Here is a 24,282-nt window from a genome sequence, read left to right on the forward strand (position 1 = left end):
CTATAAAAAATATTGAAAACAAAACCCTCTTTTTAAAATGTAAAAAGAGGGTTAACATAAATAAACGGCAACTTTATTTTTCCCTTTTGCTTTACATTCTTTATATAAAACAGAATCTGCCTTTTGAATTAACTCCATCATATTATTAGCATCTTCTGGAAAAGATGTAACTCCTCCTGAAATAGTAATATCAATTTTATAATTGTCTACAATAAATTCATATTCTTGAATATACTTTCTTATTCTTTCTGCAACTAAGTATGCTTGTTCCTTAGTCAAACCATTGAGTATAATCACGATTTCTTCTCCACCATATCTACAAACTACATCTGTTTTCCTTACCAACTTTTTTACAATATCTGCAAACATCATTAATATTTTATCTCCAACTAAATATCCATAAGTATCATTTATTTTTTTAAAATTATCTATATCAAAAATTGCAATAGAAAATACCATATTTTCTCTAATTAAATTATTAACCTCTTCATTTAATTTTCTTCTATTATATAATCCTGTTAACGCATCCATTTCAGTTTCTTTTTTAATATTTAAAAAATAACTATAATTGTTAAAAGCTAGGGACATTTGCTTAGCTAATATAGATAAAGGTTCTTTTATGTCATATAAAAGTAAATTAGGCAAATGTATCTTGCCACCTAAAAATATTAATCCCCTAAGTTTATTATCAACCATTATAGGAACAAATATAGCAGTTTTAATAAAGTTAAGCAAACTCCCGATTATTAATACTTTTTTATCTTTTCTAATATTTCTACTTATATATATTTCTCCTTCTAAAATAACTTTAATCGTATAACCGTTTCTTATATTTAAATCCAACTCATCTATATTTAATCCTTTAGGACAATAAAAAGATATGGGTAATACAACATCATCTCCTTCATAATCAAAAAAATATATAGCTGCAACATCATATGGCAAGATACGTTTTAAATTTAAAAGAAAATTATCACATTTTATCTTTAAATCACCATGCTTTATTAGGCCTTCACTAACACTAAGTATATTTTTTATTATGATATTTTTAAACTCAAGCCTTTTTAAAAGATAAAAACAATAACTTAGAGTAATCAAAATTATAAACATTAGAAAAGTTCCATATTTTCCTATTTTAAGATCTATAAAATATAACAATACCCCTAAAATAACTGCTACTATAAAATTAAATAACAACATATTTAAATTTATTCTTAGCTTTTTGCCATCTAACAAAATAAATAAAATATTAAAATTTAAAAACAAAAATTCAAATATAGTAGCTAAAAAAATGGTTCTTTGTATAAAAGGTAAATTAAAATAACTAGTGATATATCCACTTAAACTTCCTGATAAAAATACAGCAAATGGAAATATAAGCTTGTTATATAAAACACATAAGTTAAACTCTTCTTCTTTATAAAAAACATCAGCAAAAAGCCTTAAAAAATCACATATAAATTCAAACACAACCGCTAAATTAACTCCAAACATTAAATAAATAAACAAAGTCACGGTTTCTGTAAAATCAAACTTTATCTCTCCTACCAATATAGTAAAATATCCCATTATCATAGTAACAAAAATTGCAAAAACCAAAAAAAGCAACACATCAAAACTTTTTATATTAGTATTTATAAAAGCCTTTAGCGATAAAGCAATTGCTGCAACAACAACCCCTAGTTTGTATATCCTTTTAAGTTGCATTCTATATCACCTGCTTTTAAATATCTTTTCTACTATTAATATTCTATAAAAAAACAAAAAATCCTTTAAACAAAAATAGGCCTAAAAAAGGCCTATTTACAAAAAAACTAAAAAAACCTGATTTGCAACATCTAATCCCTTAGAAGTTAAAGAAATAAATTCTCCATTATCAAATACTAATCCTTGTCTTAAAAGTTTAGATATCTTATCACCATAAACTTCAATTATATCAACATTAAATCTATTTTTAAAATCTTTTTTTGAAATTCCCTTAATCTTTCTAAGCCCGAGAATCATAAATTCCTGCATTTGTTCTTCCTTTGATATATATATTTTTTCTCTTTTTAAATACCTACTAGTGATATATTCTTTTATATCAGAAGCATTAGCATATCTATAACTATCTATAAATGAATGAGCTGAAGCTCCTACTCCATAATACTCTTCTTCATTCCAGTAAGTTAAATTATGTATACATTCAAAACCTTTTTTTGCAAAATTTGATATCTCATAATGCTCATAACCATAACTTTTTAAAAATTCAACAGCATAATGATACATTTGTCTATCTATTTCATCATCTGAAATACTAAGCTCTCCTTTTTGATAATAATCATAAAATACTGTTCCTTCCTCCAAAATAAGACTATATATAGAAATATGTTCAGGATTTAAATCTACAATTTTATTCAATGTATCCATCCAATCATCAATACTCTGTTCTGGAATGTTAAACATTAAATCTACATTTATATTTTTAAACCCTATTTTTCTAGCCATTTCATAATTATTTAAAAAATCATTGAAATTGTGTATTCTTCCAAGCCTTTTTAAAAGATTATCTTGAACAGCTTGAAGCCCTATTGATAACCTATTTACTCCATAATCCTTTAATAAGAGCAATTTTTCTTCATTCAAAGTTCCGGGGTTCGCCTCAACTGTAAACTCCTTAAAATCAAACCTAGAAAGATTTTTAAGTAATCTTTCTAGGTTGTATTTAGATAAAACAGTGGGGGTTCCCCCACCAATAAAAATAGATTTTAATTCTTTATCTTCAATTTCTTTAATTTCCTTTAATAATACATCAATATAACAATCCTGTAACGTAAGATCAGTTATAGAATAAAAATCACAATAAAGACATTTTTTTAAACAAAAAGGTATATGAACATAAAGTGCTCTCTCCATTATTCCACCTTCAATACTGCCATAAAAGCTTCTTGTGGAACTTCAACTGTTCCTATTTGCTTCATTCTCTTTTTTCCTTCTTTTTGCTTTTCAAGAAGCTTTTTCTTTCTAGTTACGTCTCCACCATAGCACTTGGCAAGAACGTCCTTTCTTAAAGCCTTAACTGTTTCTCTTGCAATTACTTTAGAACCTATAGCTGCCTGTATTGGAATTTCAAATAATTGTCTTGGAATGATTTCCTTTAACTTTTCACAAATTGCCCTTCCTTTTTGATATGCCTTTTCCCTAGGAACAATTTGTGAAAGAGCATCTACTGGATCTCCATTTAATAGTATATCAAGTTTTACAAGGTCTGATTCTTTATATCCTATAAATTCATAATCTAAAGATGCATAACCTTTAGTTCTTGATTTTAAAGAATCAAAGAAATCATAGATTATTTCATTTAAAGGCATTTCATAATGAAGCATTACTCTTGTAGTTTCTATATATTCCATATTTTTAAAAACTCCTCTTCTGCTTTGACAAAGCTCCATAACTGCTCCTACATATTCTGAAGGAGTAATTATTGTAGCCTTTACATAAGGCTCTTCCATATAATCTATTTCAGTTGGTGAAGGCATGTTAGTGGGATTTGTAAGCTCTATAACTTCTCCATTTTTCTTTATAATTCTATATATAACACTTGGAGCAGTTGTTACTATATCTAAATCATATTCCCTCTCTAATCTCTCTTGTATAATCTCCATGTGTAACAATCCTAAAAATCCGCATCTAAAACCAAAACCTAAAGCAACAGATGTTTCAGGTTCAAATACAAGGGCAGCATCATTAAGCTGTAACTTTTCTAAAGCTTCTTTTAACTCTTCATATTTTGAGCTGTCAGTTGGGTAAAAACCACTAAATACCATAGGAACAGCAGGCCTATATCCTGGAAGTGGCTCCTTTGCTTCTCTTTCTGCTTCTGTTATAGTATCTCCAACCCTTGCATCTCTAACATTTTTTATGCTAGCACAAACATATCCAACATCTCCTGCCTTTAGCTCAGGAACTTCCATATATTGAGGCCTAAATATTCCGACCTCTGTAACTTCATATTCCTTTTTAGAAGCCATAAGCTTTATTTTCATTCCTTTTTTAATAGTTCCTTCTTTAACTCTTATATAACAAATAACCCCTTTGTATGAATCATAATAACTATCAAATATTAAAGCCCTCAATGGTGCATCTTCATCGCCTTCAGGGCAAGGTATTTTTTCTACAATAGCCTTCAATACATCATCAATACCAATACCTACTTTTGCAGAAATAAGAGGTGCATCTGAACAATCTAAACCTATAACTTCTTCAATTTCTTTTTTAATTTCATCTGGCCTTGCGCTTGGAAGATCTATTTTATTAATCACAGGAATTATCTCAAGGTTATGCTCAAGAGCTAAATAACAATTAGCAAGGGTTTGAGCTTGTATACCTTGAGTTGCATCTACAACTAATAAAGCCCCTTCACAGGCAGCTAAACTTCTTGAAACTTCATAATTAAAGTCAACATGACCTGGAGTATCAATAAGATTTAAAATATATTCTTCGCCATCCTCCGTTGTATAAACAAGTCTTATAGCCTGTGCTTTTATAGTTATACCTCTTTCCTTTTCAAGTTCCATAGTATCAAGAACCTGATCTTCCATTTCTCTTTGAGTTAGTGTTCCTGTTTTTTCTATTAATCTATCTGCCAACGTAGATTTTCCATGGTCTATATGAGCTATTATACAAAAGTTCCTAATTTTCTTTTGTCTATCGCTTGCCATATATATCCTCCTCATAGGTAGAATGCTTTATTTCCTTGGATTTTACTATTTAATAATTATATATTAAAATCGACATTATGTAAATAAATGAGAAAACAAGTTATTCTATACACTCTGCTAAAACCCTAGCTATTATTTTAGCTGAATTTAAAGCTTCTTCAAGAGAATTTTCATTTGAACCTACCTCTATAAGAATTATATTTGAAGCTAGATCTTGATTATAATGTATTTTAGACTTTTTATACATTATTCCTCTTGAAAATCCAGGGTATAAGTAATTAAATTTATCATTTATTTTAGATACTAAAACATTATTTTTAGTATAATTTTTATGTAAAGTATCAACAACAAACATAATTCTTGCATACCTCTCGCTTCCTATTACCGCTGTACTTTTATTCCTTGAAACATTAGCATCTCTATGTAAATCTACTATTATCTTAAAGCTATTATATTTTTTTAAATACCTTTGAACCGTCGGTCTAGATTTTAAATAAGCTCCTTCTCTTTTAGGAACATCATGAAATGTAGTATCATGAATAACTGATATTCCATATTTTTCTTCAAGCTCCTTTTTTAATTCTTCGCCAACCCTTATCATATTATAATTAGGATCTACAGTAAAATTAGAACCTTTTCCATCAGGGTTATAAGCCTCAGTAGTATGGGTATGATAAATTAAAATCAAAGGTTTTGTAGGATCTAAGTTTCTCTTCTTAGGGGGATTTTCTTTTCTTTCTTTTATGTTAAGTCCTTCACTGGCACTGCTCGCATTTTCTTTATCTTCTGTATTTTGTGCTACCCTTGGAATAATAACAACAGGTCCATCTTCCTTAATAGCTAATATTTGTTCTTCTATCTGTCCCATCACAGGTATGCTAACATTTAAAATACTTCTATAATCTGAAATATCAATTCCTATAAAACTTTTTAATACTATAGAGATTAAATTTATGTCTTCTTCATCATCTTCAATACAACAAGAAATTATAGGTATGCTTTGAGATAATAAAAACTCATAAGAATTAGTTTTATATTTCGAATTAAAAATTATAAAACCAATAGGAAAAATATACGGAATAATTATCCTAAAAAAAGCAAAAAACAATACAAGTTTTGCTAAAACTTCCAAAATTAATTTCCAATCTAACCTCTTATGCATCCCCATCTTCCCCTTTTAAAACTATTCGTAACATTTATATGATTTTATCTTTGATAATAAAACAAAAAATTAAAGACACCTTTCGGTGTCAAAATTAATGAATATACTTATTTATATCCTCAAGCCCAACTCCAGGATGAACAGCAATATTTATAGCATTGGCAATCACTTTAGATATATCCTCAATAAGGCTATCTATTTCTTTTGGAGTAACCATTAAATCTCCTATATATGGATTTAATATCTGCCTTATTAAAGTATATTTTTCATCTTTGTTTATATTTTTTAACATATTGTAAAAATCCTTGTCATTTTGGCTTTGTTTTATTAAAGAATCAATCATAAGATCAATTGTATCATTAGCCAAAGTCGCAGCATCAACTACAGTAGGAACCCCAATTGCAATTACTGGCACCCCAAGCGTTTTTTGAGATAATTCCATCCTTCTATTTCCAACTCCTGAACCTGGATTTATTCCAGTATCTCCAATTTGAATGGTTGTAACAACTCTTTCCATCTTTCTGGATGCTAAAGCATCAATGGCAATAATAACATCCGGTTTTACCTTTTCTACAACTCCTTGAATTATTTCTGCAGTTTCTATACCTGTAATTCCTAATACTCCCGGCGATATAGCACATACAGGATTTATTCCTTCTTCAAGATACTGTGGCATATACTGTTTTAAATGTCTTGTTATAAATAACTTAGATACTACTTTTGGACCTAAAGAATCAGGGGTTACATTCCAGTTACCAAGCCCAACTACTAACACCGTTCCATCTTTTTTTAGATTTATAAGATTTGAAAGTTGTTTTGCAAGAGATTTGCCTAATCTATCATGAAATTCTGCATCATAATGCCTTATTTTAGGAACTTCCATAGTAATATAACTACCTATAGGTTTTCCTATAATCCTTGCCCCTACTTCATCTAAAACCTTTACTATTGTTATTTTTATGTCTTCATCTTCATTATTAACATCAACTGAAACTCCCGGGACTTCTCTATTGCTACCTTGTTTATATATTTCTCTTGCTTCTATAGCAAGGTCAGTCCTAACATTAAACATTTAACCACCCTCTTTAATATTTAAATTCTATAATATATAGTTCCCATAATCATATTTCATATACTCTATTTATGAAAAACTTAAAAATATTGTATAAAAAAAACATATTTTGCTTGAAAACCAAAATTATTAATGTTATAATACTACTTGTTGTAGTATGCTCGACCCTTCGCCGTTTCCCCAACTGCTGGCTTAAAGATAAAAATTGTTGAGGAGGGTAGTCAATGGCAAATATAAAATCAGCTATAAAAAGAATAAAGAAAACACAAAAGAGAACTCTAAGAAATAAAATGGTTAAATCATCAATGAGAACAGCTATTAAAAAGTTCTTAGCAGCACTTCAAAATGGAAATATGGAAGAAGCAAAGGTTTTACTTGTTGAAGCTATCAAAAAGATTGACAAAGCAGCCGCTAAAGGAGTAATTCACGCTAACGCAGCAGCAAGATATAAGTCAAGACTTACTTTAAAATTAAACAAAGCTTCAAATCAATAATAAAAAACACCCTTGCGGGTGTTTTTTATTTACAAATATTTAAAATTAAAAGTTCTAATGCAAGTTTTCCATCCTGAATATTCCCAGACTTTATCTTATAATCCGTATCTAAACATAAATTTATATTCCTTATCAATTCTTGTTTATTAAACCTTTGATTTTGTATTCTTAAGTTTCTTATAATAAATTTTTTCCTAGCATCTAAAGACAATTTTTTTAAAATTTCTTCTTCTATCATCCCCTTATGTCGTTCATCTATTATCTTCATAAGATATAACAGTCTAAATTGTCTTATTATCATTCCCAATATCTTAAGCTCAGGCTCTTTTTGATTTATCAAATTATTTAAAATAGATAATGCTATATGGGCCTCTTTTTTACCTATACTATCAACCATTTTAAATATATTGCTTTCCAATGTTTTTGTAACAATATCATCTATATGCTTTATAGTAATCCTTGTTTCATCCATTGTATAATCTATAAGTTTTTCTAATTCATTATAAATCTGTTCTGTTGAATAATTTATTGATTCTAAAAAATAATTAATTTCAGCCTTTCCAATCCTTTTATATTCTTTATTTAAAATTTTATCAATATACAAAGGTAAATCCTGTTTAGTTAATGAAAAGTTGGCTACACATCCTATTTCTGATACAATCTTACTAATTTGATTTGTAAGATCGATTTGCCCATCATAGCTTAATAAAAGTATAGTATCTGTATCTAAATTTTTTATAAGCTCAACAATATCTTTAACTTGTATATTATCCAAACTACTCTTTTCATCTTCTCCTTTTACTTTAATCAACTCAAAATTCTTCACATGCACAAGTTTTTTGCTTAAAAAAAACGTAGAAGTAAAACACGCATTTTTTATATCATCAAAGGAGGATAATTCAAAATCTATTATCCTTAAATCATATCCATTAGATTGTGAAAAGTCATAAATCTTCTTTATAGCATAATCAATTTTTTTTCTATCTACTCCTCCTACAATAAAAACGTTATTGTTCATTTCTTTAATAAAAGCTTTTAAATCATTCACTATCATTCCAATCACCTTTTACGAAATATTTTTTTCCATTAGTAGAAATTAAAATATTACCATTAACATCTGTTCTATAAAATTTTATTCCACTATCCTTTAAATAATCTAAAAGAAGAACAGAAGGATGCCCAAAGTTATTTTTACCTACAGAAATAATAGCATTTCTAAAATGATAATTCTTTATTGTATCTAACCCCATAGAATTTATTGAACCATGATGAGGCAGCTGAATTATATCATAAACTTTAGATTCTAAATCTATGTTATCTAAATCTGCATCTGATGGCAACAACATTGAAAAATCCTTATACTTTAAACTTAAAACTAGTGCATTTTCATTTTTATCATCCTTATAAATTATGTTTTGAGGATATAAAACATCTAGTTCAACATTATCAACTAAAATTTTATCTCCTTTAACAAGATATAAAAAATCAACATTACTTATTTTAAAAGAAGCCGCTACTCTTTTTACATGAAAATTTTTTAATATATAATCAAATCCTGAAAAATGATCCTTATGGGGGTGTGTTATTATAAACAAGTCTATTTTATTATATCCTCTTTTCTTTATAAATGGAACTACTTTAGACTCAGCCGCCAAATAATCTAAATAGCTTGGGCCTGTATCAATTAATATACAATGTCTATTTGGAGTTTCAATAAAAATACTGTCTCCTTGTCCTACATTTATAAAGCTTATTAATAAATTATTAGGCTTATATAAAATAGATAACAATAATATTGATCCTAAAACATAATTTAAAATCCTCTTATTTTTTAACTTAACAAAAACAAAATTGATAATAATCAAAAAATAGTAGGAAAACAAAGTTACATAATTTATATTAAAATAAAACAAAACATTATAATCTTGAATAACCTTTAAAAAATTTATAAATATTCTTCCTAAATATAAAGGAAAATACAATATAAAATCAAACTCAAAAATAAAATATAAAGTTGTTGATATAAAAGAAGCCACTGTTAAAAAAGCAACAAAAGGACTTATTAATATGTTTATCATTAAACTTAATAGTGAAAAGTATCCTCTATACAATAAAACAATCGGAAATGTAAATAAAAATGTCGAAATAGATGCTGATATATCATCATTATATTTTTTAAAATAAGAGTTTAAAAGTAAAATTCCTAAAGTTGCACCAAAGGAAAATATAAACCCTCCATTAAAAATCAAAAATATATTTCTAATGAGCATCAATAACATAGCTAAAAACATATTATTAATGCTAGATGATGGTCTTTTCAAAAACCTTGCAATATTTAAAAAAACAATCATAAGAAATGCCCTTAAAATAGATGCTTCAAAAGCTGCAATAAATACAAAAATAAAACAAATACATAAAGTTAGTATTTTTCTTAAGATATAACTAAAGTTTGAAAAAATTTTATTAAAGAATAAATATATTATACCCAAATTAAATCCTGACACAGCCAAAATATGCGTTATTCCAAGTTCATCAAAAATTTTATAATAATCATCCTCTATATTTTTTGTATAACCAAATAATATTCCAGATAAAAATGCCCCAGATATTTTATCTATATCCAAAAGTTTTTCTATCAATCTATATTTGTTCTTTATAAGAAAAGTTATTATATTGTTTTTCTCTTGAACTTTAAAGTTAATAATATTTGCTTTTGCTATAATTCCTTTAGAATAATAAAACCTTTTACTATAATTAGGTAATAATAAAATATTAGAATTTACAATTAAATAATCCCCTACCCCTACTCTAGCTTGTTTTAAATTAACCAAAATTTTATAGTTTTCTTTAAAATTTGTAATTAAAACATTATTGTTATATTTATCTACAACATATCCTTCAACTTTATTAAATCTCATCAATTTATTTATTTTATGCTCAGTATCCTCATTTTGAAAATAACTTGATATATAACCAAAAACAAAAAAAGCCGCTAAAAACAATGCCAAGCTTCTTTTTCCTAAATAAAAAGTCAAAAAAAGTGCAGATAAAACTGCACTAATTAAAATTATGTTTTTCGTAAAGTAAAATAAAGCACCAAAAATAAAACATATAACCATGTAAGGAATAAGCAAATTACTCACCTCTTATTTTATTTAACATATCAGGAATAGGAGAGGCATCTGTATGATCATTTTTAAGATAATGAAGATCCGCCTTTATATCTACAACATGACCATTTTTATTATGTTTTATTCTAACATTATCAAATCTTGCATCATCTTGATATTTCATAAGATAGTTTCCTAATATCTCAACTGCATTATATTCTGTAACGCTATCATAAACGCTAAAATATTCATCCTCTGGAATTTGCAATGTTATTTCATAAAGTCCATCTCTTTGTATTCTTCTTTCTCTTATCCTATTTAACATATCTTCACCTCCATTTTTAACTATTAATATTTTTACCACATTTTTTTATAAATAAACAAAAAGTGCCCAAAAGGCAAAAGCCTTTTAGGCACTTACATTATCTATTTAATAACATCTTGATAGGCCTTATTAATATAATGGCTACTAGAGCGCTTGCCAATCCTTGAACTAAGTTACCAAAAATTGCAGCAGTTGCTGTTAAATATCCGTATATTAAAGTTTCATAAATAAAATATCCTAAAACCATCCATAATCCAGCTATTATATATGAAAAATAATATAAAAATGTATTTGAGCTTTCCCTTGATTTATTATATAAAACTCCTGAAATAAAACCTTCTAAACCTTTAATTACAAAAGTTGCTGGTGCATAAATATTATAACCTAATGATATATCTGCTAATGCAGAACCCAATCCACCAGAAATAAAGCCTATTTTATCACCAAATATACTTGAAATAATAAAAATAAAAATATCCCCAAAATTAATATAACCTTTAACATAAGGAATTTTTATAGCAATCGTTGCTACAAAAACAAGAGCTATACCTAATCCTGAATAAATAATGTTTTTTAATTTTTCATCCTTCATAGAACCCCTCCTATTGTATCGATACAATTTTTAAGTTACAACTTCATTAATATAATATTAAAAATTTCTAAATTGTCAACAAAAAAATAGGCTGCATTTTAATGCAGCCTATCTTCTTCTAATGAATTTTACAATTTCTACAAAAACTAATGGTGCTATTGAACACAATACCACAACAGAAATAAGTTCTCTATTTAAAAGAGTAACTTTAAAAATATTCCTAAGAAATGGAGTACTTAAAACTATAAGTTGTATTAGGAAAGATATAAGAACAGCTAAATTTAAATATTTGTTTTTAAACATACCGTTTGCAATAACTGATTTTAATTCTAACCTATTATTAAAAGCATGAACAAGCTGAGATAAACTTAATGTAAAGAATGCCATTGTTCTACCAATTAATTCGTATTCGTCAAAGCTTAATCCACGTTCTTTACCATACCTTACTCCATACCAATACGCAAATAAAGTTAATGCTCCTATTAACATTCCTTGTAGTATTATTCTAATACCAGCTCCTTTTGAAAATATACCCTCATTCGGATCCCTTGGAGGTTGTTTCATAACCTCTTTTTCTGCAGGTTCTACTCCTAAAGCAAGAGCAGGCAAACTATCTGTAACTAAGTTTACCCATAGTATATGTATAGGTAAAAGAGGCTCAGCCCAACCTAAAAGCGTAGCAACAAAAAGCGTAAAAATTTCTCCTACGTTGCAAGATAAAAGATAACTTATAGATTTTTTTATATTTGAATAAATAGTTCTTCCTTCCTCCACAGCAGCAACTATAGTAGCAAAATTATCATCCGTTAAGACCATATCTGCAGCTTCTTTAGCAACATCCGTTCCAGTTATTCCCATAGCTGCACCAATATTTGCAATTTTTAATGCAGGTGCATCATTAACTCCATCTCCTGTCATAGCAACAATTTGTCCTTGTTTCTTCCATGCTTCAACTATTCTAACTTTATGTTCAGGAGAAACTCTTGCATAAACACTATACTTTTTAACATTATCCAATAACTCTTTATCACTCATCTTTTCAAGCTCAGCTCCAGTAATTGCTTCTTCTTCACTTTTTAATATTCCAAGCTCTTTTGCTATAGCTATTGCTGTTATTTTATGATCTCCTGTAATCATCACCGGTTTTATTCCAGCAGTTTTACACTTTTCAACGGCTTCTTTTGCTTCTTCTCTTGGAGGATCTATCATTCCTATAAGACCAACAAATATAAGATCCTTTTCTGCATTTTCCTTATCTATATTTTCAACCTGCTTGTAAGCTACAGCAAGAACTCTTAATGCTTTTTTAGCCATCTCTTCATTAGCTCTTTTTATCTTTTCTAAATCATCACTTGTTATTTCTCTTATATTTTCATTATCTAAAATATATTTACATCTAGATAGTAAAATATCAGGCGCTCCTTTTACATTTACTTCAATTAGATTATCAACTTTATTAAAAGTGCTCATAAGCTTTCTATCAGAATCAAAGGGTATTTCATCAATTCTCGGATACATTTCATCTAGCTTTCTTTTATCTATTCCTAATTTAAAAGCAAAGTCAATAAGGGCTGTTTCCGTAGGATCTCCTAGAGTTCTTAATTTACCATTTTCTTCAACTATCTTAGTATCATTACATAAGTTAGCTATTATTAAAGCTTTTTTATCAGATAAACCATTAATTGTATATATTTGTTTTACCGTCATTTTGTTTTGAGTTAATGTTCCTGTTTTATCAGAGCATATAACAGTAGCACATCCTAAAGTTTCAACAGCAGGAAGTTTTCTTATAATTGCATTTCTCTTTATCATCTTTTGAACTCCAACTGCTAAAACTATAGTAACAACAGCAGGAAGTCCCTCAGGAATTGCAGCAACAGCTAGCGCTATAGAAGTCATAAACATTTCTAAAATATTATTACCCCTTAATATACCAACAAAAAACATAATACCACATATAATCAAAGCTGCTATTCCCATCCACTTGCCTGCCTCTTCAAGCTTTTTTTGTAAAGGAGTCTGCTCTTCTTCTACACTTGATAACATATCTGCAATTTTACCTATTTCTGTTTTCATTCCTGTAGATACTACAACACCTTTTCCTCTTCCATATGTAACCATAGAAGACATAAAAGCCATATTTTTTCTATCACCAATAGGGATATTATCCTCCTCTAAAACATCGCTATTTTTTTCAACTGGAACAGACTCCCCCGTTAATGAAGACTCCTCAATCTTTAGATTTGATGTTTCAATAAGCCTTAAATCTGCAGGAACATATCTACCTGCTTCTAATATAACTACATCTCCAGGAACAATTTCTCTTACAGGAACTTCTTTAGAAACACCCTCTCTTATAACCAAAGCCAAAGGCTGGGCCATTTTCTTTAAAGCCTTTAAAGATTGTTCTGCTTTATTTTCTTGAATAACCCCTAAAATAGCATTAATAATAACAACCAAAAGAATTATTATAGAATCTGCAATTTCTCCCACAAACCCTGATATTATTGCAGCTACAATTAAAATAATAACTAAAAAGTCTTTAAACTGATCTAAAAACCTTTGAAACATAGTTTTTGACTTCTTTTCCTTAAACTCGTTATATCCATATTTTTCTAATCTCCTTTTTGCCTCTTGATCTGAAATTCCATTTTCATTAGTTTCAAGTTCCTTGAGTATTTCTTCTTTGGTCAATAAATAATAAGGTCTCATATTATCCCTCCCTTAAAATTATTGTAATAAAAAACAAAGACCTTTATCCGCAAAACGGATAAAGGTCTTACTCACAAGGTTTCCCTTGCTAACCGACCGGGCTTACGCCGAGGTGACGATCGGTTAAGGCTTACGCCGAGCTACTCCCCTTTATCAACTATTATTATATTTATTTTATTTTTTAGTGTCAATCTAATTTATCCTTATTCTGAATCTGCAATATTATATTAGAATTTTTAAAAATCAAAGGAATTAGCGATAACAAAATAAGTAAAAATAAGGATATTAAAAACTTTTTAGAATAAACATTATTAACTGCACTTCCAAAATAACTATAAATAAAAGTTCCTGGAATAATTCCTAAAAAAGTTCCTAAAAAATAATCTTTAAACCTTATTTCCGAAAGCCCACATATATAACTTACCGCATCAAAGGGCAGTATAGGAACAACTCGCATAATAAAAGTTACAATAAAATCATTTTTATTTGAAGTTAATCTAATGTTTTTATATCTACCCTTTAATAATTTATCAACTAAATCCTTACCAAACTTTCTTGCTATGTAGTACCCTAAAATTGAGCTTAAAATACTACCAATTAAAGTATAAACCGTTCCTAAAAATGCTCCAAAAATAAGTCCTCCCAATGTGGAAAAAATACCTACAGGTAAAAATAAAAGGGGCCTTATAGAACATAAAATTAAAAAAATTATAGGAGTTAAAATCCCTCTAAATTCAATTAACTTTCTTAATATATTAATATCATAAAGTTTAAAATAAACTATAAAACCTAATGAAATAACACTAAAAAGTAAAACAAATATAATTCTTTTTCTTGTCATTTTATCCATAATTATTTCCCCTTAAATGTGGATTATCAAGTTAATTTTACCACTAATTTCCTCAAAATTCAATTTTAAAAAGGGGCAAAGCCCCTATATTATACGATTTTTAAAGAAATCCCTTAACAGCAATCCATCAACCTTTTTACGAATTTTTTCAATATCTGTAGTATAAAGATCCAACTGTTTCATCCTTTCAAAATATACCGCTCCTGCAAAAGTATACCTTTGCTTTAATCCATCTAATGTCTTTTTATTTTCATTTTCAAATTTTATAATATCTCCTACAGCTAGTGTTGATGGAAGTTCAACTAAGTTAAGACCTATTCCTAATCTTACTGCATTATACCCAGCTAGTGTTCCTGTAACTATAGCTTCAGTATGGCCTACAAACAACCCGCTCTTTTCTCCTCCAACAAACAAGTTATCTACTCCAATAACTTTCATATGGTTATCCCTTGGAGCCATTGATAAATATCTTATAGAATTTGCTTTTCCTCCTGAATAAGGATCTATAAACCTCACTCTTTCAAAACCTGGGATTTTTCTAAGCTTTTCTAAAGGATAATAACTTGTCATCAACTTTGCATGTCCTGTGTCAAGCAACACTATATTTTCTGCAAATTCTTTTAAAGCATACTGTTGACAAACCTTTATATTTAACTTATCCATATTAATATCTTCTTTAGGAACAGGAATAACAACAACTCCATCCCTATCTAATTTTTCCCTTATTTCTTTTGAAAGCGAATCCTTTTCTAACTTACAAGATCCACTCATGGCACCAAAACTTTCATCGCTTCTTAATCCCTGTAAATCCTCTACTCCAGCCCTCATGGATATACTTATTCTTGGACCGTAGGATGGACAACGAAGTATACACATAGAACAACCATTTCCATATCTTAAGCAATTGCCTATTGGACCTGTAGATCCTGTTGTTTCTATAAAAACATCTCCTTCTATTTCAGTACCATCATGTAAATATACCGACTTTATTGATTTACCCTCCATTTCAACATCAACAACTCTTTTTTCAAATAAAATATTTATCCCCATAGAATATAAATACTTTCTTACCTCAGCTTCAATTATATTGACATCATACAATGTTGCATGTTTATGACCTGGAAAATCCACATTTTTATGTCTTGCACATCTGTCTGCTATTTGGAATAAATCTCCTGCACCCAAAGCTATCATTTCCTCTGCTGCTGTAAATCTTCCATTGTTTCTAATTATTCCACCTACATTTCCAAGCCCTAAAAGTAAATCTGTCCTTTCTATTAAAATAACTTCTGCTCCACACTTTTTAGCCTGCAATGCAGCAGCACAACCAGCCCAACCTCCACCTATAACAACAACTTTCATTTTCTACCCTCTCCCCTTAAATTAATAAAAACCTCAGCTGGATTATACTGTTGTTTACAACTTTTTATTATTCCTCTATCTAATTTAACTTCACAACTTCCACAAATACCTTCACCGCAGGTTATAATTGCATTATTTACCGTTGCAAACTTCAAAGACTTATCTAGTGCATAAACAAAATTTAAATATAACCTATGGAATTCATCACTACCTCCAGAGATAGTTACTTTAAAATTATTCTTTTTTATAAGCTCTAAAAGCAAATTTTTAAATTCTTCACTTAATGAGTAGTCATTATAATTTATCATATTAACATCATAAACTTCACACCCTAAAGATTTAAATCTTTCTTTTGCAAAATTTCCATTGCCTCTTCCTTTTTCTAAAACAACAATTATTTTATTATTAGCTTTAATTAATTTCTTAGCAGCCATAACACAAGGAGCAGCAGCAACACCTCTTGCAACTATCAATATCTCATTGCCTTTTAAATTTTTTAAAAATATTTGACCTTGTATCCCATTCCAATAAGGACCCTTCAATTCTACTTTATCTTTACATTCTAAAAGATCCTTGGTTTTAACTCCTAATATTTTAACTACCATAGTAATTAAATTATTTTTTATATCACTATCCATAATAGATACTGGAGTAGCAAAACATAATGGAGAACCTGGCTTTTTTAAAAACACATAAGATCCTATATTATTAAGTTGCTTTGCTAGATATGGATTTACGCTAACTTGTAAAAGTAACAAATCATCTCTTATAAGCCTTTTATTTTCTATAGTAAATTCCTTAAATTCTCTTATTCTCTTTGCTTTTTTGTTATTCCATATAAACTCTTCATAAATACATGTTCCTTTCCAGTTTAAGCAATCACAAAAATTTTTTCCCCTAAGTTGTGAACAAATTATACATTCTCCCTTTTCCGCTAAGTGACATGGACAGTATTCCGTTCCAGCATCAATACAGTCTACATACCTAAACAAAGTTCTCCCCCCTTCCCATATAATTAAAATATTCATTATATGAAAAATTGGTTACAAAAAATGAGCCGTGTTATTTAAAATACGGCTCTTGAAAAGACATCCTTTATAAAATCTAAAAAATTTTTCCTTTTTACTTCTCTATCACTAACAACTGGATATTTCGCAATTATACTTCCATCTAACTTAACTACTATATTTCCAACTATTTCGCCCTTTGAAATAGGTGCAAAAACAACTGATGGAACGTAAACTTCAACTTTTATCTTATCTTTTTCCTCAGGCAATATAGGAATATAAAGCTCAGATTTAGTCTGAGCATAAATATTTTTTTGATTTCCTCCATAAACTGGAATACTCTTTACTATTTCCGTTTTATCAAAAACCTTTATAAAATTATACTTTTTTAATGCATATTGAACTAAATTTTCTGCATCTTCCCATCTATCGCTGCTATTTAAAATAACACAAATAAAACGCCCAAATTTATGCTTTACAGAAGCTACAAGGCACTTACCTGCATTACCGGTATATCCGGTTTTTACTCCATCTGAATTTTCAACCCTAAATAAAAATTTATTTATATTATTATATGAATACTTAAAAGGACCTGTAATTCCACTTGATATTTCTTTAGTAGAAACTATCTTGGCAAACATTTCATTTTTCATTGCATAAGCAGTTATTCTTGCAAGATCATTAGCCGTTGTAAAATGGTCATCAGCATCTAAACCATGAGGAGTTATAAAACTTGTATGCAAAGCTCCTAATTCTACAGCTTTATCATTCATCATCCTTACAAAGTTTTGAACATTTCCACCTATATGTTCAGCTATTGCAACAGCAGCGTCATTACCTGATTTTAGCATTAAACCATATAATAATTCTTCTAAAGTCACTTTATCCCCAGCCTTTAGTCCTGCTGAACTTCCTGGAGTAGATGCTGCTTTTTTAGAAATTGTAACAATATCCTTTATATTTCCTCTTTCAAGAGCAACAATTGCGGTCATTATTTTAGTAGTACTTGCCATAGGCAATATTTTATTTCCATTTTTACTATAAAGTATCCTTCCTGAGTCTTGATCAATGATTGTTGCAGCAATACAATTTAAGTTTAATTGTCTTTCCTTAGAAAAAGCTATACAAGTAACAAAAACAAAAATTAAAATTAATGAACATAAAAGCCTTTTTTTCAAGGCAAATCTACCTCCAATTTTATGTAGCATTAAAACCTTCATTTTCATTAGTATAATTCATTTGAGGATTTTTATCTTTTTTAAAACTTTTCATAATATCCTGTAGTAAATCTGGAATGCCATCTATTATCCTTTCTATAGAATTTGATTGGTTAACAGGCAAAAGTTTAACTGAATCCTTAGATACAACCAAAAAAGCAACTGGACTTACCGAAATTCCTGCTCCACTTCCTCCACCAAAAGGAAATTTTACTTTATCATCTTTGGTGTCTTTACAAAATTCACTTCCCCCTGATGCAAATCCTATGCTTACACGGGAAATAGGAATAATAACGGTACCATCTTTAGTCTCTACAGCCTCTCCTACGATAGTATTTACATCAATCATCTCCCTTAAGCTATCCATTGTAGTTTTCATTAAAGCTTCTATTGGATGTTCCATAACTTTTCACCCTTTCCTTTTAATTTTATATAATTTATTAAAAATACAATAAATGCCTTAATTAAATCAAAATTTCTAATCTTTAACAATAAATTTAGTTCAACTTCGAATATTTCCCTTACAAAGTTGGGATTTATACTAATTTGTGAAAAATACTTTTTAAAAATATTATTAAAAACCACATTTAAACACCCTAGAGTAGAGTTTAAACCTCCATATAATAATGCTGTATAATAAGGTTCTTTTAATCCTAGGGTAATACTTGCTTTTAAATTAACCTCTAATTTTTTTAAAACGTTTCCTAAAATTAACCTAATAAACTCTATTATTTTAAAACTCTCTCCTTTTCTTTTATTTGCCTTTTTTACACTTTTCTCTCTTATATTTTTTTCAAGTAACTTAATTTTTATAACATAAAAAACAATTATTTTTATAATAAGCTTACTATTTATAAGTTGTATCTTTATAATAGATGACATAAGCAAAATTGCTAAAAAAATCAAAAATAATATTAGAAAAAACTTCATAATTTTCACCCCAAAAACAAAAAAGGAAGAATAAATATATGTTTACATATATTTATTCTTCCTTTTTTTCTAAATTAAATTCAATTAACTTAGGCAGTTCATTAATATTTTTAAAACCAAAATACTTTAAAAACTCATCCGTCGTTTCATAAATAATAGGCCTTCCTATGGTCTCAAGCCTACCTGCTTCCTTTATAAGCCCATACTCAAGTAAAGTTGCAATAGCCTTATCACTTCTTACTCCTCTTATTTCATCTATTTCAGATTTAGTTATAGGCTGCTTATAGGCAATTATTGCTAAAGTTTCTAAAGCTGCCTGGGATAAATTATGTTTTGATTCTGGTTTAAACAACTTCTTTATAAAACTGCTATATTCAGGTTTTGTTGAAAATTGAATTTTATCATTAAATTCTAAAATAAATATCCCTCTATTTTCTTTTTCATATTCCTTCATCATATCCTTTAATATCATGTCAAATTCTTTTTCATCAATATTTAATACACTAATTATGTCTTTCTTTAATACAGGCTCTCCTGCTATAAATAATATGCTCTCTATAATTCCTTTAATTCTTTCTATATCCTTTTCATAGTTTAAATCAAATATGTATTCCTCCATCATTCTCCCATCTCCTCAATAATTATATCAGAAAAATTGACTTCTTGATAAACTACAATGTGTCTTAATTTTATAAGCTCCAACATAGCTAAAAATGTCACAATAATTTCTAATTTTGTTTTTGCAACAGCAAAAAAGTCCTTAAAGTACATTTTCTTTTTAACCTTAATTAATCTTAATATTTCATCCATTTTATCTTCTATCTTATACTCATCATGATCTATATTTTGAGGAATATTAGATTTTTTATTTTGCCTTTTTTCATATGAATCCATTACTTTTTTAAAAGCATGCATTAAATTCTCAAGGTTTATATTCTTTAAAAACACATCCCTATTATCCTTTATGTCATCAATAATTTCAGGTGCTTTAAAATAAATCTCATAATCCTGTGTTATTTCCCGTAAAAAATTAGCAAACTCTTTAAATTTTTTATATTCTATAAGTTTTTCCACAAGTTCAGTTCTTGGATCTTGATCCACGGCCTCTTCGCTATTAGTTTTAGGCTTAGGTAAAAGCATTTTTGATTTTATTTCCAATAAAGTAGCCGCCATAACAATAAACTCGCTAGCTATTTCTAAATCTAACTCCTCCATAGCTTTAAGATATTCTAGATATTGCTCTGTAATTTCTGCTATGGGTATATCATATATATCAACCTCTGACTTTTTAATTAAGTGAAGCAAAAGATCTAATGGACCTTCAAATATATCCAATTTAACATTTATTGACATAAGATCACCTGCTAACCATTTGTAGTGCAATAGTTATTATACCATTTATAACAAACTGTATCATATTTGATACAAAAATTTTTACTGGAGGAAACATTAAAAGTAAAAACAATATAAAAATACCTTTATCCTCCAAATAATAAACAATATCAGATATTTTTCCTTTAAATATTTCTGCAAAAATTTTAGCCCCATCAAGCGGTGGAAAAGGAAGCAAATTAAATACAGCTAATCCCGAATTTATTAATATTAATTCCCTCATAAAATATACTGTTGCATAAGAATTAGGTTGAAATTTAAAATAAAAGAGTGCAACAAAAAAAGCCAATAAAATATTAGCTAACGGTCCAGCTAAAGAAGTAAAAATTAATCCCAATCTTGGATTTTTATAATTATTAGGATTTATAGGAACTGGTTTGGCCCATCCAAATTTTAATAAAAACAAAGAGATAAGTCCTAAAAAATCTATATGGGCAAAAGGATTTATAGTTAACCTTCCATAATATAAAGGAGTTTTATCCCCATAAGCTACAGAAATTAGAGCATGAGCAAACTCATGAATAGTTAAAGAAACTATTATAGCTATTCCTGTTAAAATAAATGTCCCTGCAGTATAATTAAACATCTTTATCTCCTCCAGATTGTAATATGGTGGTAATTTTGTAATTAATAATTTCTTCTTTAGTTAAATTAGCCAACTTCCTTTTATCAAAGTTTATATTACCTTTAACCTTAAAATAATTTAAAATAATATCATTACTAAATAAACATAAAATAAGATTTTTATCAACCCTACTTTCATTTAATATCAAAACTTTAAACAAAGAATAAAAATCCCTTTTATCAAGATTTATTTTAATTTCCTTTAAAACCTTTGAAATCATTAAAAACCTCTTACTAAGATTTAAATCCTCTGCTAACTTTTTTAAAACTTCATCATCATTTTTATAAAGTAAAACAATGAACTTTTCTTCATCCTTTAAAATATCAAAATATTTTTCATCAAAATGCTTATTTATATTAACTTTAGTTCCAACAATGCTGCTTAGAACATCTATGTTAATTAAAAAATCTGCTACAGATTTAATATTTTCCATAAACACATTTAAAAACTCATTCCTTAAGCGTGTTTTAGAAAGTAAGTTTAAATATTTATTATCAAGAGCATCTAACATAAATTTTAAAGTTTCTTCATCAAATATAAATCCAAATCTTGCACCATACTTTATTCCTCTCAAAATACGAGTTGGATCATCTCTAAAACTGAGATTATGTAAAATCTTTATCTTTTTATTTTTTATATCCTCTATGCCATCATATATATCTATAATTTTTTTGTTTTTCAAATCATAAGCTATTGAATTTATAGTAAAATCTCTGCGCTTTAAATCCTCAATTATGTTTGCTGGACAAATAACAGGCTTTGCTGCCGGATAAGGATAATATTCTTTTCTTGCCATAACAAAATCTATAGTAATTCCTTTGTAAGTAAACTTTGCTGTTCCATAGTAGTTATTATAATCAAATTTTTCACCTAAAATTTTTGATATGTTTGTTGAAACTTCATAGTGACTTTTTTTATCAAGTTCAGCGACGAAGTCATAGTCATAAGGCTTTCCCCCTAAAATTTTATCCCTTACAGCTCCCCCAACCAAATAAATGTTTATATCATACTTTTTAGAAATATCTGTAAAAAAAACAATAATTTCTTCACTAAAATTCATAATTATCACCCTACAACTAAACGTCTATATAAGTATATAATTTTTACATAATGTATTCAAGATAAAAATTAAATTGCCGGTTTCCCGGCAATTTAATTTATATTCAAATATAATTTTAACATCTTTTCCAATACATCAAAATAATTAACTTTAACAATATCAGTATCGACTACAACAGGAACCTGACCATAAACTTTTTCTCCATCAACTGCCTTTGCTATACCTACAATCTCTCCCTTCTTTATAGGTAACTTTAAGTCCTTAAAAAGATCTACTTTAATCTCATAGTTTACCTTTGCTCCCTTTTCTAATAATATTTTTAAATCCTCATTTGCAATCAGTTTTACTTTATTTGGCTTTGCCATAGGCAGACTAATTTCACCAACAACATCTCCTTTTTTAACTGCTGTTATTGATTGATATTTAGAAAATCCTACATCTAATAATTTTGCCGCCATTTCATTTCTTTCTTTAGCTGAAGGTGCACCCATAATAACAGCAATAAACCTCAATCCATTTCTACTTGCTGTTGCAGATATACAATACATAGATTCTTTAACATATCCAGTTTTTAACCCATCACAACCATTATATGATTTTATCATTTTATTCCTATTTACAAGCGTAAAAGGTTCTTTACGTCCTTCGCTGATAGTTTCCATCCAAATTTTTGTATAATCTAATATTTTAGGATGTTTAAGTAGCTCTCTGGACATAAGCGCTACATCATACGCCGTTGTGTAATGATTAGGATCAAAAAATCCTGTACAATTTACAAAATTGGTATTTTTCATTCCTAGTTCTTTTGCCCTTTTGTTCATTTTTTCTACAAAAGCTTCTTCAGTTCCAGCTAAAAATTCTGCAAGCGCAACAGCTGCATCATTAGCTGATTCTACAGCAACCCCTTTTAAAAGTTCTTCAACTGTTCTTATCTCCCCTTGTTCTAAAAACATAGTACTTCCTCCCATAGACTTAGCTCTAGCACTAATCACAACTTTATCGCTAAGCTTTATGCTACCGCTATCAACTGCTTCCATAGTCAAAAGCATAACCATAATTTTAGTAACACTTGCTGGGTAAACTTTTTCATGAGCATTATATTCATACAAAATTTTTCCTGTAGAATTTTCCATTAAAAGAGCTGCTTTGCAATTTAGATTTAAATTTATGTTATCTTGCTTTTTAGCAAAAGCAGTTGGAGACGTCAAAACTAATAAAGCTGTTATAAATAATGCTATATATCTCCTCATATTAATACCTCCTTATAAAGTTATCTAATTTTATTTTTCCCACCACAACTCTTTTTATTAAAAATAGGTTCTATAATAAATGTTGGGGTGGTAAATAAACCTCAACATTTTTTCTTTAAATACAAAAAAGCACTTTATTCAGATGCCAGCTTTGCTAAAATATAATTAACCCACAAAATATTTTGAAAGGAGGCATCTGATAAAGTGCTTAGGAATAATTTTATCAATAATTTGCTTAATTTAAAAGATGTTTTCGTAAAAAATATTGTAAATGGTGATGATTTCGTTGAATTTCATGTTGAAACTAAAAAAAAATCTCATGTTTGCCCTTCTTGTGGCTCTACTACTTCTAAAGTCCATGACTACAGAACCCAAAAAATTAAAGACGTTCCTATTCAGAACAAGAAAACTTTCATTATCCT

Annotated in this window: 23 protein-coding genes; 2 read left to right on the plus strand and 21 right to left on the minus strand. The window is 28.3% G+C overall.

The window, feature by feature from the left end:
* Positions 1 to 51: 51 nt before the first annotated feature.
* From C4R78_RS04440 to gpr, 5 genes are all read right to left on the minus strand, one after another.
* Positions 52 to 1,707 carry a GGDEF domain-containing protein gene (locus C4R78_RS04440; protein ID WP_103895895.1) on the minus strand — a complete coding sequence of 552 codons (1,656 nt, stop codon included), beginning with the start codon at positions 1,705 to 1,707 and terminating at the stop codon, positions 52 to 54.
* Between the two features lie 96 nt (positions 1,708 to 1,803).
* Positions 1,804 to 2,895, minus strand: coding sequence for a radical SAM family heme chaperone HemW (gene hemW, locus C4R78_RS04445; RefSeq protein ID WP_103895896.1), 1,092 nt, complete (start codon positions 2,893 to 2,895; stop codon positions 1,804 to 1,806).
* Positions 2,895 to 4,700: a translation elongation factor 4 gene (lepA, locus tag C4R78_RS04450; protein WP_103895897.1), complete on the minus strand. Its 1,806-nt coding sequence runs from the start codon at positions 4,698 to 4,700 to the stop codon at positions 2,895 to 2,897. The genes hemW and lepA overlap by 1 nt, the downstream gene beginning before the upstream one ends.
* A gap of 100 nt (positions 4,701 to 4,800) precedes the next feature.
* The gene (spoIIP, locus tag C4R78_RS04455) at positions 4,801 to 5,862 is read right to left on the minus strand and encodes a stage II sporulation protein P (protein WP_159945808.1); all 1,062 of its coding nucleotides are present in this window, start codon (positions 5,860 to 5,862) and stop codon (positions 4,801 to 4,803) included.
* Positions 5,863 to 5,956: 94 nt separating this feature from the next.
* Entirely contained in the window at positions 5,957 to 6,934 is a 978-nt protein-coding gene (gene gpr, locus C4R78_RS04460) for a GPR endopeptidase (RefSeq protein ID WP_103895899.1), read from the minus strand.
* A 224-nt stretch (positions 6,935 to 7,158) separates the two neighbouring features.
* On the opposite strand from gpr, the gene rpsT reads away from it, so the two are divergent.
* Positions 7,159 to 7,428, plus strand: a complete 270-nt coding sequence (gene rpsT, locus C4R78_RS04465) for a 30S ribosomal protein S20 (protein WP_103895900.1) — start codon at positions 7,159 to 7,161, stop codon at positions 7,426 to 7,428.
* 25 nt (positions 7,429 to 7,453) lie between these two features.
* Here rpsT and holA read toward each other — a convergent pair whose 3' ends face one another.
* From holA to C4R78_RS04545, 16 genes are all read right to left on the minus strand, one after another.
* Positions 7,454 to 8,482 (minus strand): DNA polymerase III subunit delta, encoded by a 1,029-nt coding sequence (holA, locus tag C4R78_RS04470; protein WP_103895901.1) that lies wholly within the window; start codon positions 8,480 to 8,482, stop codon positions 7,454 to 7,456.
* Entirely contained in the window at positions 8,469 to 10,562 is a 2,094-nt protein-coding gene (locus C4R78_RS04475; RefSeq protein WP_103895902.1) for a DNA internalization-related competence protein ComEC/Rec2, read from the minus strand. Before C4R78_RS04475 ends, holA begins: the two co-directional genes overlap by 14 nt.
* Before the next feature lies 1 nt (position 10,563).
* Positions 10,564 to 10,902: a hypothetical protein gene (locus C4R78_RS04480; RefSeq protein WP_242971192.1), complete on the minus strand. Its 339-nt coding sequence runs from the start codon at positions 10,900 to 10,902 to the stop codon at positions 10,564 to 10,566.
* Positions 10,903 to 10,960: 58 nt separating this feature from the next.
* The gene (locus C4R78_RS04485; RefSeq protein ID WP_103895904.1) at positions 10,961 to 11,455 is read right to left on the minus strand and encodes an ECF transporter S component; all 495 of its coding nucleotides are present in this window, start codon (positions 11,453 to 11,455) and stop codon (positions 10,961 to 10,963) included.
* A 108-nt stretch (positions 11,456 to 11,563) separates the two neighbouring features.
* Entirely contained in the window at positions 11,564 to 14,167 is a 2,604-nt protein-coding gene (locus tag C4R78_RS04490; RefSeq protein WP_103895905.1) for a calcium-transporting P-type ATPase, PMR1-type, read from the minus strand.
* A 187-nt stretch (positions 14,168 to 14,354) separates the two neighbouring features.
* Complete coding sequence (locus C4R78_RS04495; RefSeq protein ID WP_103895906.1) at positions 14,355 to 15,017, minus strand: TVP38/TMEM64 family protein; 663 nt, start codon at positions 15,015 to 15,017, stop codon at positions 14,355 to 14,357.
* A gap of 84 nt (positions 15,018 to 15,101) precedes the next feature.
* Positions 15,102 to 16,379: an FAD-dependent oxidoreductase gene (locus C4R78_RS04500; protein ID WP_103895907.1), complete on the minus strand. Its 1,278-nt coding sequence runs from the start codon at positions 16,377 to 16,379 to the stop codon at positions 15,102 to 15,104.
* A complete protein-coding gene (locus C4R78_RS04505) occupies positions 16,376 to 17,371 on the minus strand; it encodes a sulfide/dihydroorotate dehydrogenase-like FAD/NAD-binding protein (protein WP_159945810.1) in 996 nt (331 codons plus the stop codon). The genes C4R78_RS04500 and C4R78_RS04505 overlap by 4 nt, the downstream gene beginning before the upstream one ends.
* A 74-nt stretch (positions 17,372 to 17,445) precedes the next feature.
* Positions 17,446 to 18,594 (minus strand): D-alanyl-D-alanine carboxypeptidase family protein, encoded by a 1,149-nt coding sequence (locus C4R78_RS04510; RefSeq protein ID WP_159945812.1) that lies wholly within the window; start codon positions 18,592 to 18,594, stop codon positions 17,446 to 17,448.
* A complete protein-coding gene (gene ytfJ / locus C4R78_RS04515) occupies positions 18,584 to 19,006 on the minus strand; it encodes a GerW family sporulation protein (protein WP_103895910.1) in 423 nt (140 codons plus the stop codon). Before ytfJ ends, C4R78_RS04510 begins: the two co-directional genes overlap by 11 nt.
* A complete protein-coding gene (locus C4R78_RS04520; RefSeq protein ID WP_103895911.1) occupies positions 18,991 to 19,533 on the minus strand; it encodes a DUF2953 domain-containing protein in 543 nt (180 codons plus the stop codon). Before C4R78_RS04520 ends, ytfJ begins: the two co-directional genes overlap by 16 nt.
* Positions 19,534 to 19,585: 52 nt before the next feature.
* Positions 19,586 to 20,155: an SMC-Scp complex subunit ScpB gene (gene scpB, locus C4R78_RS04525; protein ID WP_423236633.1), complete on the minus strand. Its 570-nt coding sequence runs from the start codon at positions 20,153 to 20,155 to the stop codon at positions 19,586 to 19,588.
* Positions 20,152 to 20,886 carry a segregation/condensation protein A gene (locus tag C4R78_RS04530; protein ID WP_103895912.1) on the minus strand — a complete coding sequence of 245 codons (735 nt, stop codon included), beginning with the start codon at positions 20,884 to 20,886 and terminating at the stop codon, positions 20,152 to 20,154. The genes scpB and C4R78_RS04530 overlap by 4 nt, the downstream gene beginning before the upstream one ends.
* A gap of 4 nt (positions 20,887 to 20,890) precedes the next feature.
* Complete coding sequence (locus C4R78_RS04535) at positions 20,891 to 21,511, minus strand: site-2 protease family protein (protein WP_103895913.1); 621 nt, start codon at positions 21,509 to 21,511, stop codon at positions 20,891 to 20,893.
* Positions 21,504 to 22,610 carry a tRNA nucleotidyltransferase/poly(A) polymerase family protein gene (locus tag C4R78_RS04540; protein ID WP_103895914.1) on the minus strand — a complete coding sequence of 369 codons (1,107 nt, stop codon included), beginning with the start codon at positions 22,608 to 22,610 and terminating at the stop codon, positions 21,504 to 21,506. The genes C4R78_RS04535 and C4R78_RS04540 overlap by 8 nt, the downstream gene beginning before the upstream one ends.
* A gap of 92 nt (positions 22,611 to 22,702) precedes the next feature.
* On the minus strand, positions 22,703 to 23,860 hold the full coding sequence (locus C4R78_RS04545; RefSeq protein WP_103895915.1) for a D-alanyl-D-alanine carboxypeptidase family protein: 1,158 nt from the start codon (positions 23,858 to 23,860) through the stop codon (positions 22,703 to 22,705).
* Positions 23,861 to 24,064: 204 nt separating this feature from the next.
* Between C4R78_RS04545 and C4R78_RS09565 the strand changes: the two genes are divergently transcribed.
* On the plus strand, positions 24,065 to 24,282 hold a 218-nt coding region (locus C4R78_RS09565; RefSeq protein ID WP_146057665.1), incomplete at its 3' end, for a transposase family protein.

This window comes from Caloramator fervidus (assembly GCF_900108045.1).
In the GTDB taxonomy this organism is placed as follows: Bacteria; Bacillota; Clostridia; order Clostridiales; family Caloramatoraceae; genus Caloramator; species Caloramator fervidus.

Coding starts and splice junctions, on each gene's coding strand:
- C4R78_RS04440 (WP_103895895.1), bottom strand. CDS start 1,707: ATGCAACTTAAAAGGATATACAAACTAGGGGTTGTTGTTGCAGCAATT.
- hemW (WP_103895896.1), bottom strand. CDS start 2,895: ATGGAGAGAGCACTTTATGTTCATATACCTTTTTGTTTAAAAAAATGT.
- lepA (WP_103895897.1), bottom strand. CDS start 4,700: ATGGCAAGCGATAGACAAAAGAAAATTAGGAACTTTTGTATAATAGCT.
- spoIIP (WP_159945808.1), bottom strand. CDS start 5,862: ATGCATAAGAGGTTAGATTGGAAATTAATTTTGGAAGTTTTAGCAAAA.
- gpr (WP_103895899.1), bottom strand. CDS start 6,934: ATGTTTAATGTTAGGACTGACCTTGCTATAGAAGCAAGAGAAATATAT.
- rpsT (WP_103895900.1), top strand. CDS start 7,159: ATGGCAAATATAAAATCAGCTATAAAAAGAATAAAGAAAACACAAAAG.
- holA (WP_103895901.1), bottom strand. CDS start 8,482: ATGATAGTGAATGATTTAAAAGCTTTTATTAAAGAAATGAACAATAAC.
- C4R78_RS04485 (WP_103895904.1), bottom strand. CDS start 11,455: ATGAAGGATGAAAAATTAAAAAACATTATTTATTCAGGATTAGGTATA.
- C4R78_RS04490 (WP_103895905.1), bottom strand. CDS start 14,167: ATGAGACCTTATTATTTATTGACCAAAGAAGAAATACTCAAGGAACTT.
- C4R78_RS04495 (WP_103895906.1), bottom strand. CDS start 15,017: ATGGATAAAATGACAAGAAAAAGAATTATATTTGTTTTACTTTTTAGT.
- C4R78_RS04500 (WP_103895907.1), bottom strand. CDS start 16,379: ATGAAAGTTGTTGTTATAGGTGGAGGTTGGGCTGGTTGTGCTGCTGCA.
- C4R78_RS04510 (WP_159945812.1), bottom strand. CDS start 18,594: ATGCTACATAAAATTGGAGGTAGATTTGCCTTGAAAAAAAGGCTTTTA.
- ytfJ (WP_103895910.1), bottom strand. CDS start 19,006: ATGGAACATCCAATAGAAGCTTTAATGAAAACTACAATGGATAGCTTA.
- C4R78_RS04520 (WP_103895911.1), bottom strand. CDS start 19,533: ATGAAGTTTTTTCTAATATTATTTTTGATTTTTTTAGCAATTTTGCTT.
- scpB (WP_423236633.1), bottom strand. CDS start 20,155: ATGATGGAGGAATACATATTTGATTTAAACTATGAAAAGGATATAGAA.
- C4R78_RS04530 (WP_103895912.1), bottom strand. CDS start 20,886: ATGTCAATAAATGTTAAATTGGATATATTTGAAGGTCCATTAGATCTT.
- C4R78_RS04535 (WP_103895913.1), bottom strand. CDS start 21,511: ATGTTTAATTATACTGCAGGGACATTTATTTTAACAGGAATAGCTATA.
- C4R78_RS04540 (WP_103895914.1), bottom strand. CDS start 22,610: ATGAATTTTAGTGAAGAAATTATTGTTTTTTTTACAGATATTTCTAAA.
- C4R78_RS04545 (WP_103895915.1), bottom strand. CDS start 23,860: ATGAGGAGATATATAGCATTATTTATAACAGCTTTATTAGTTTTGACG.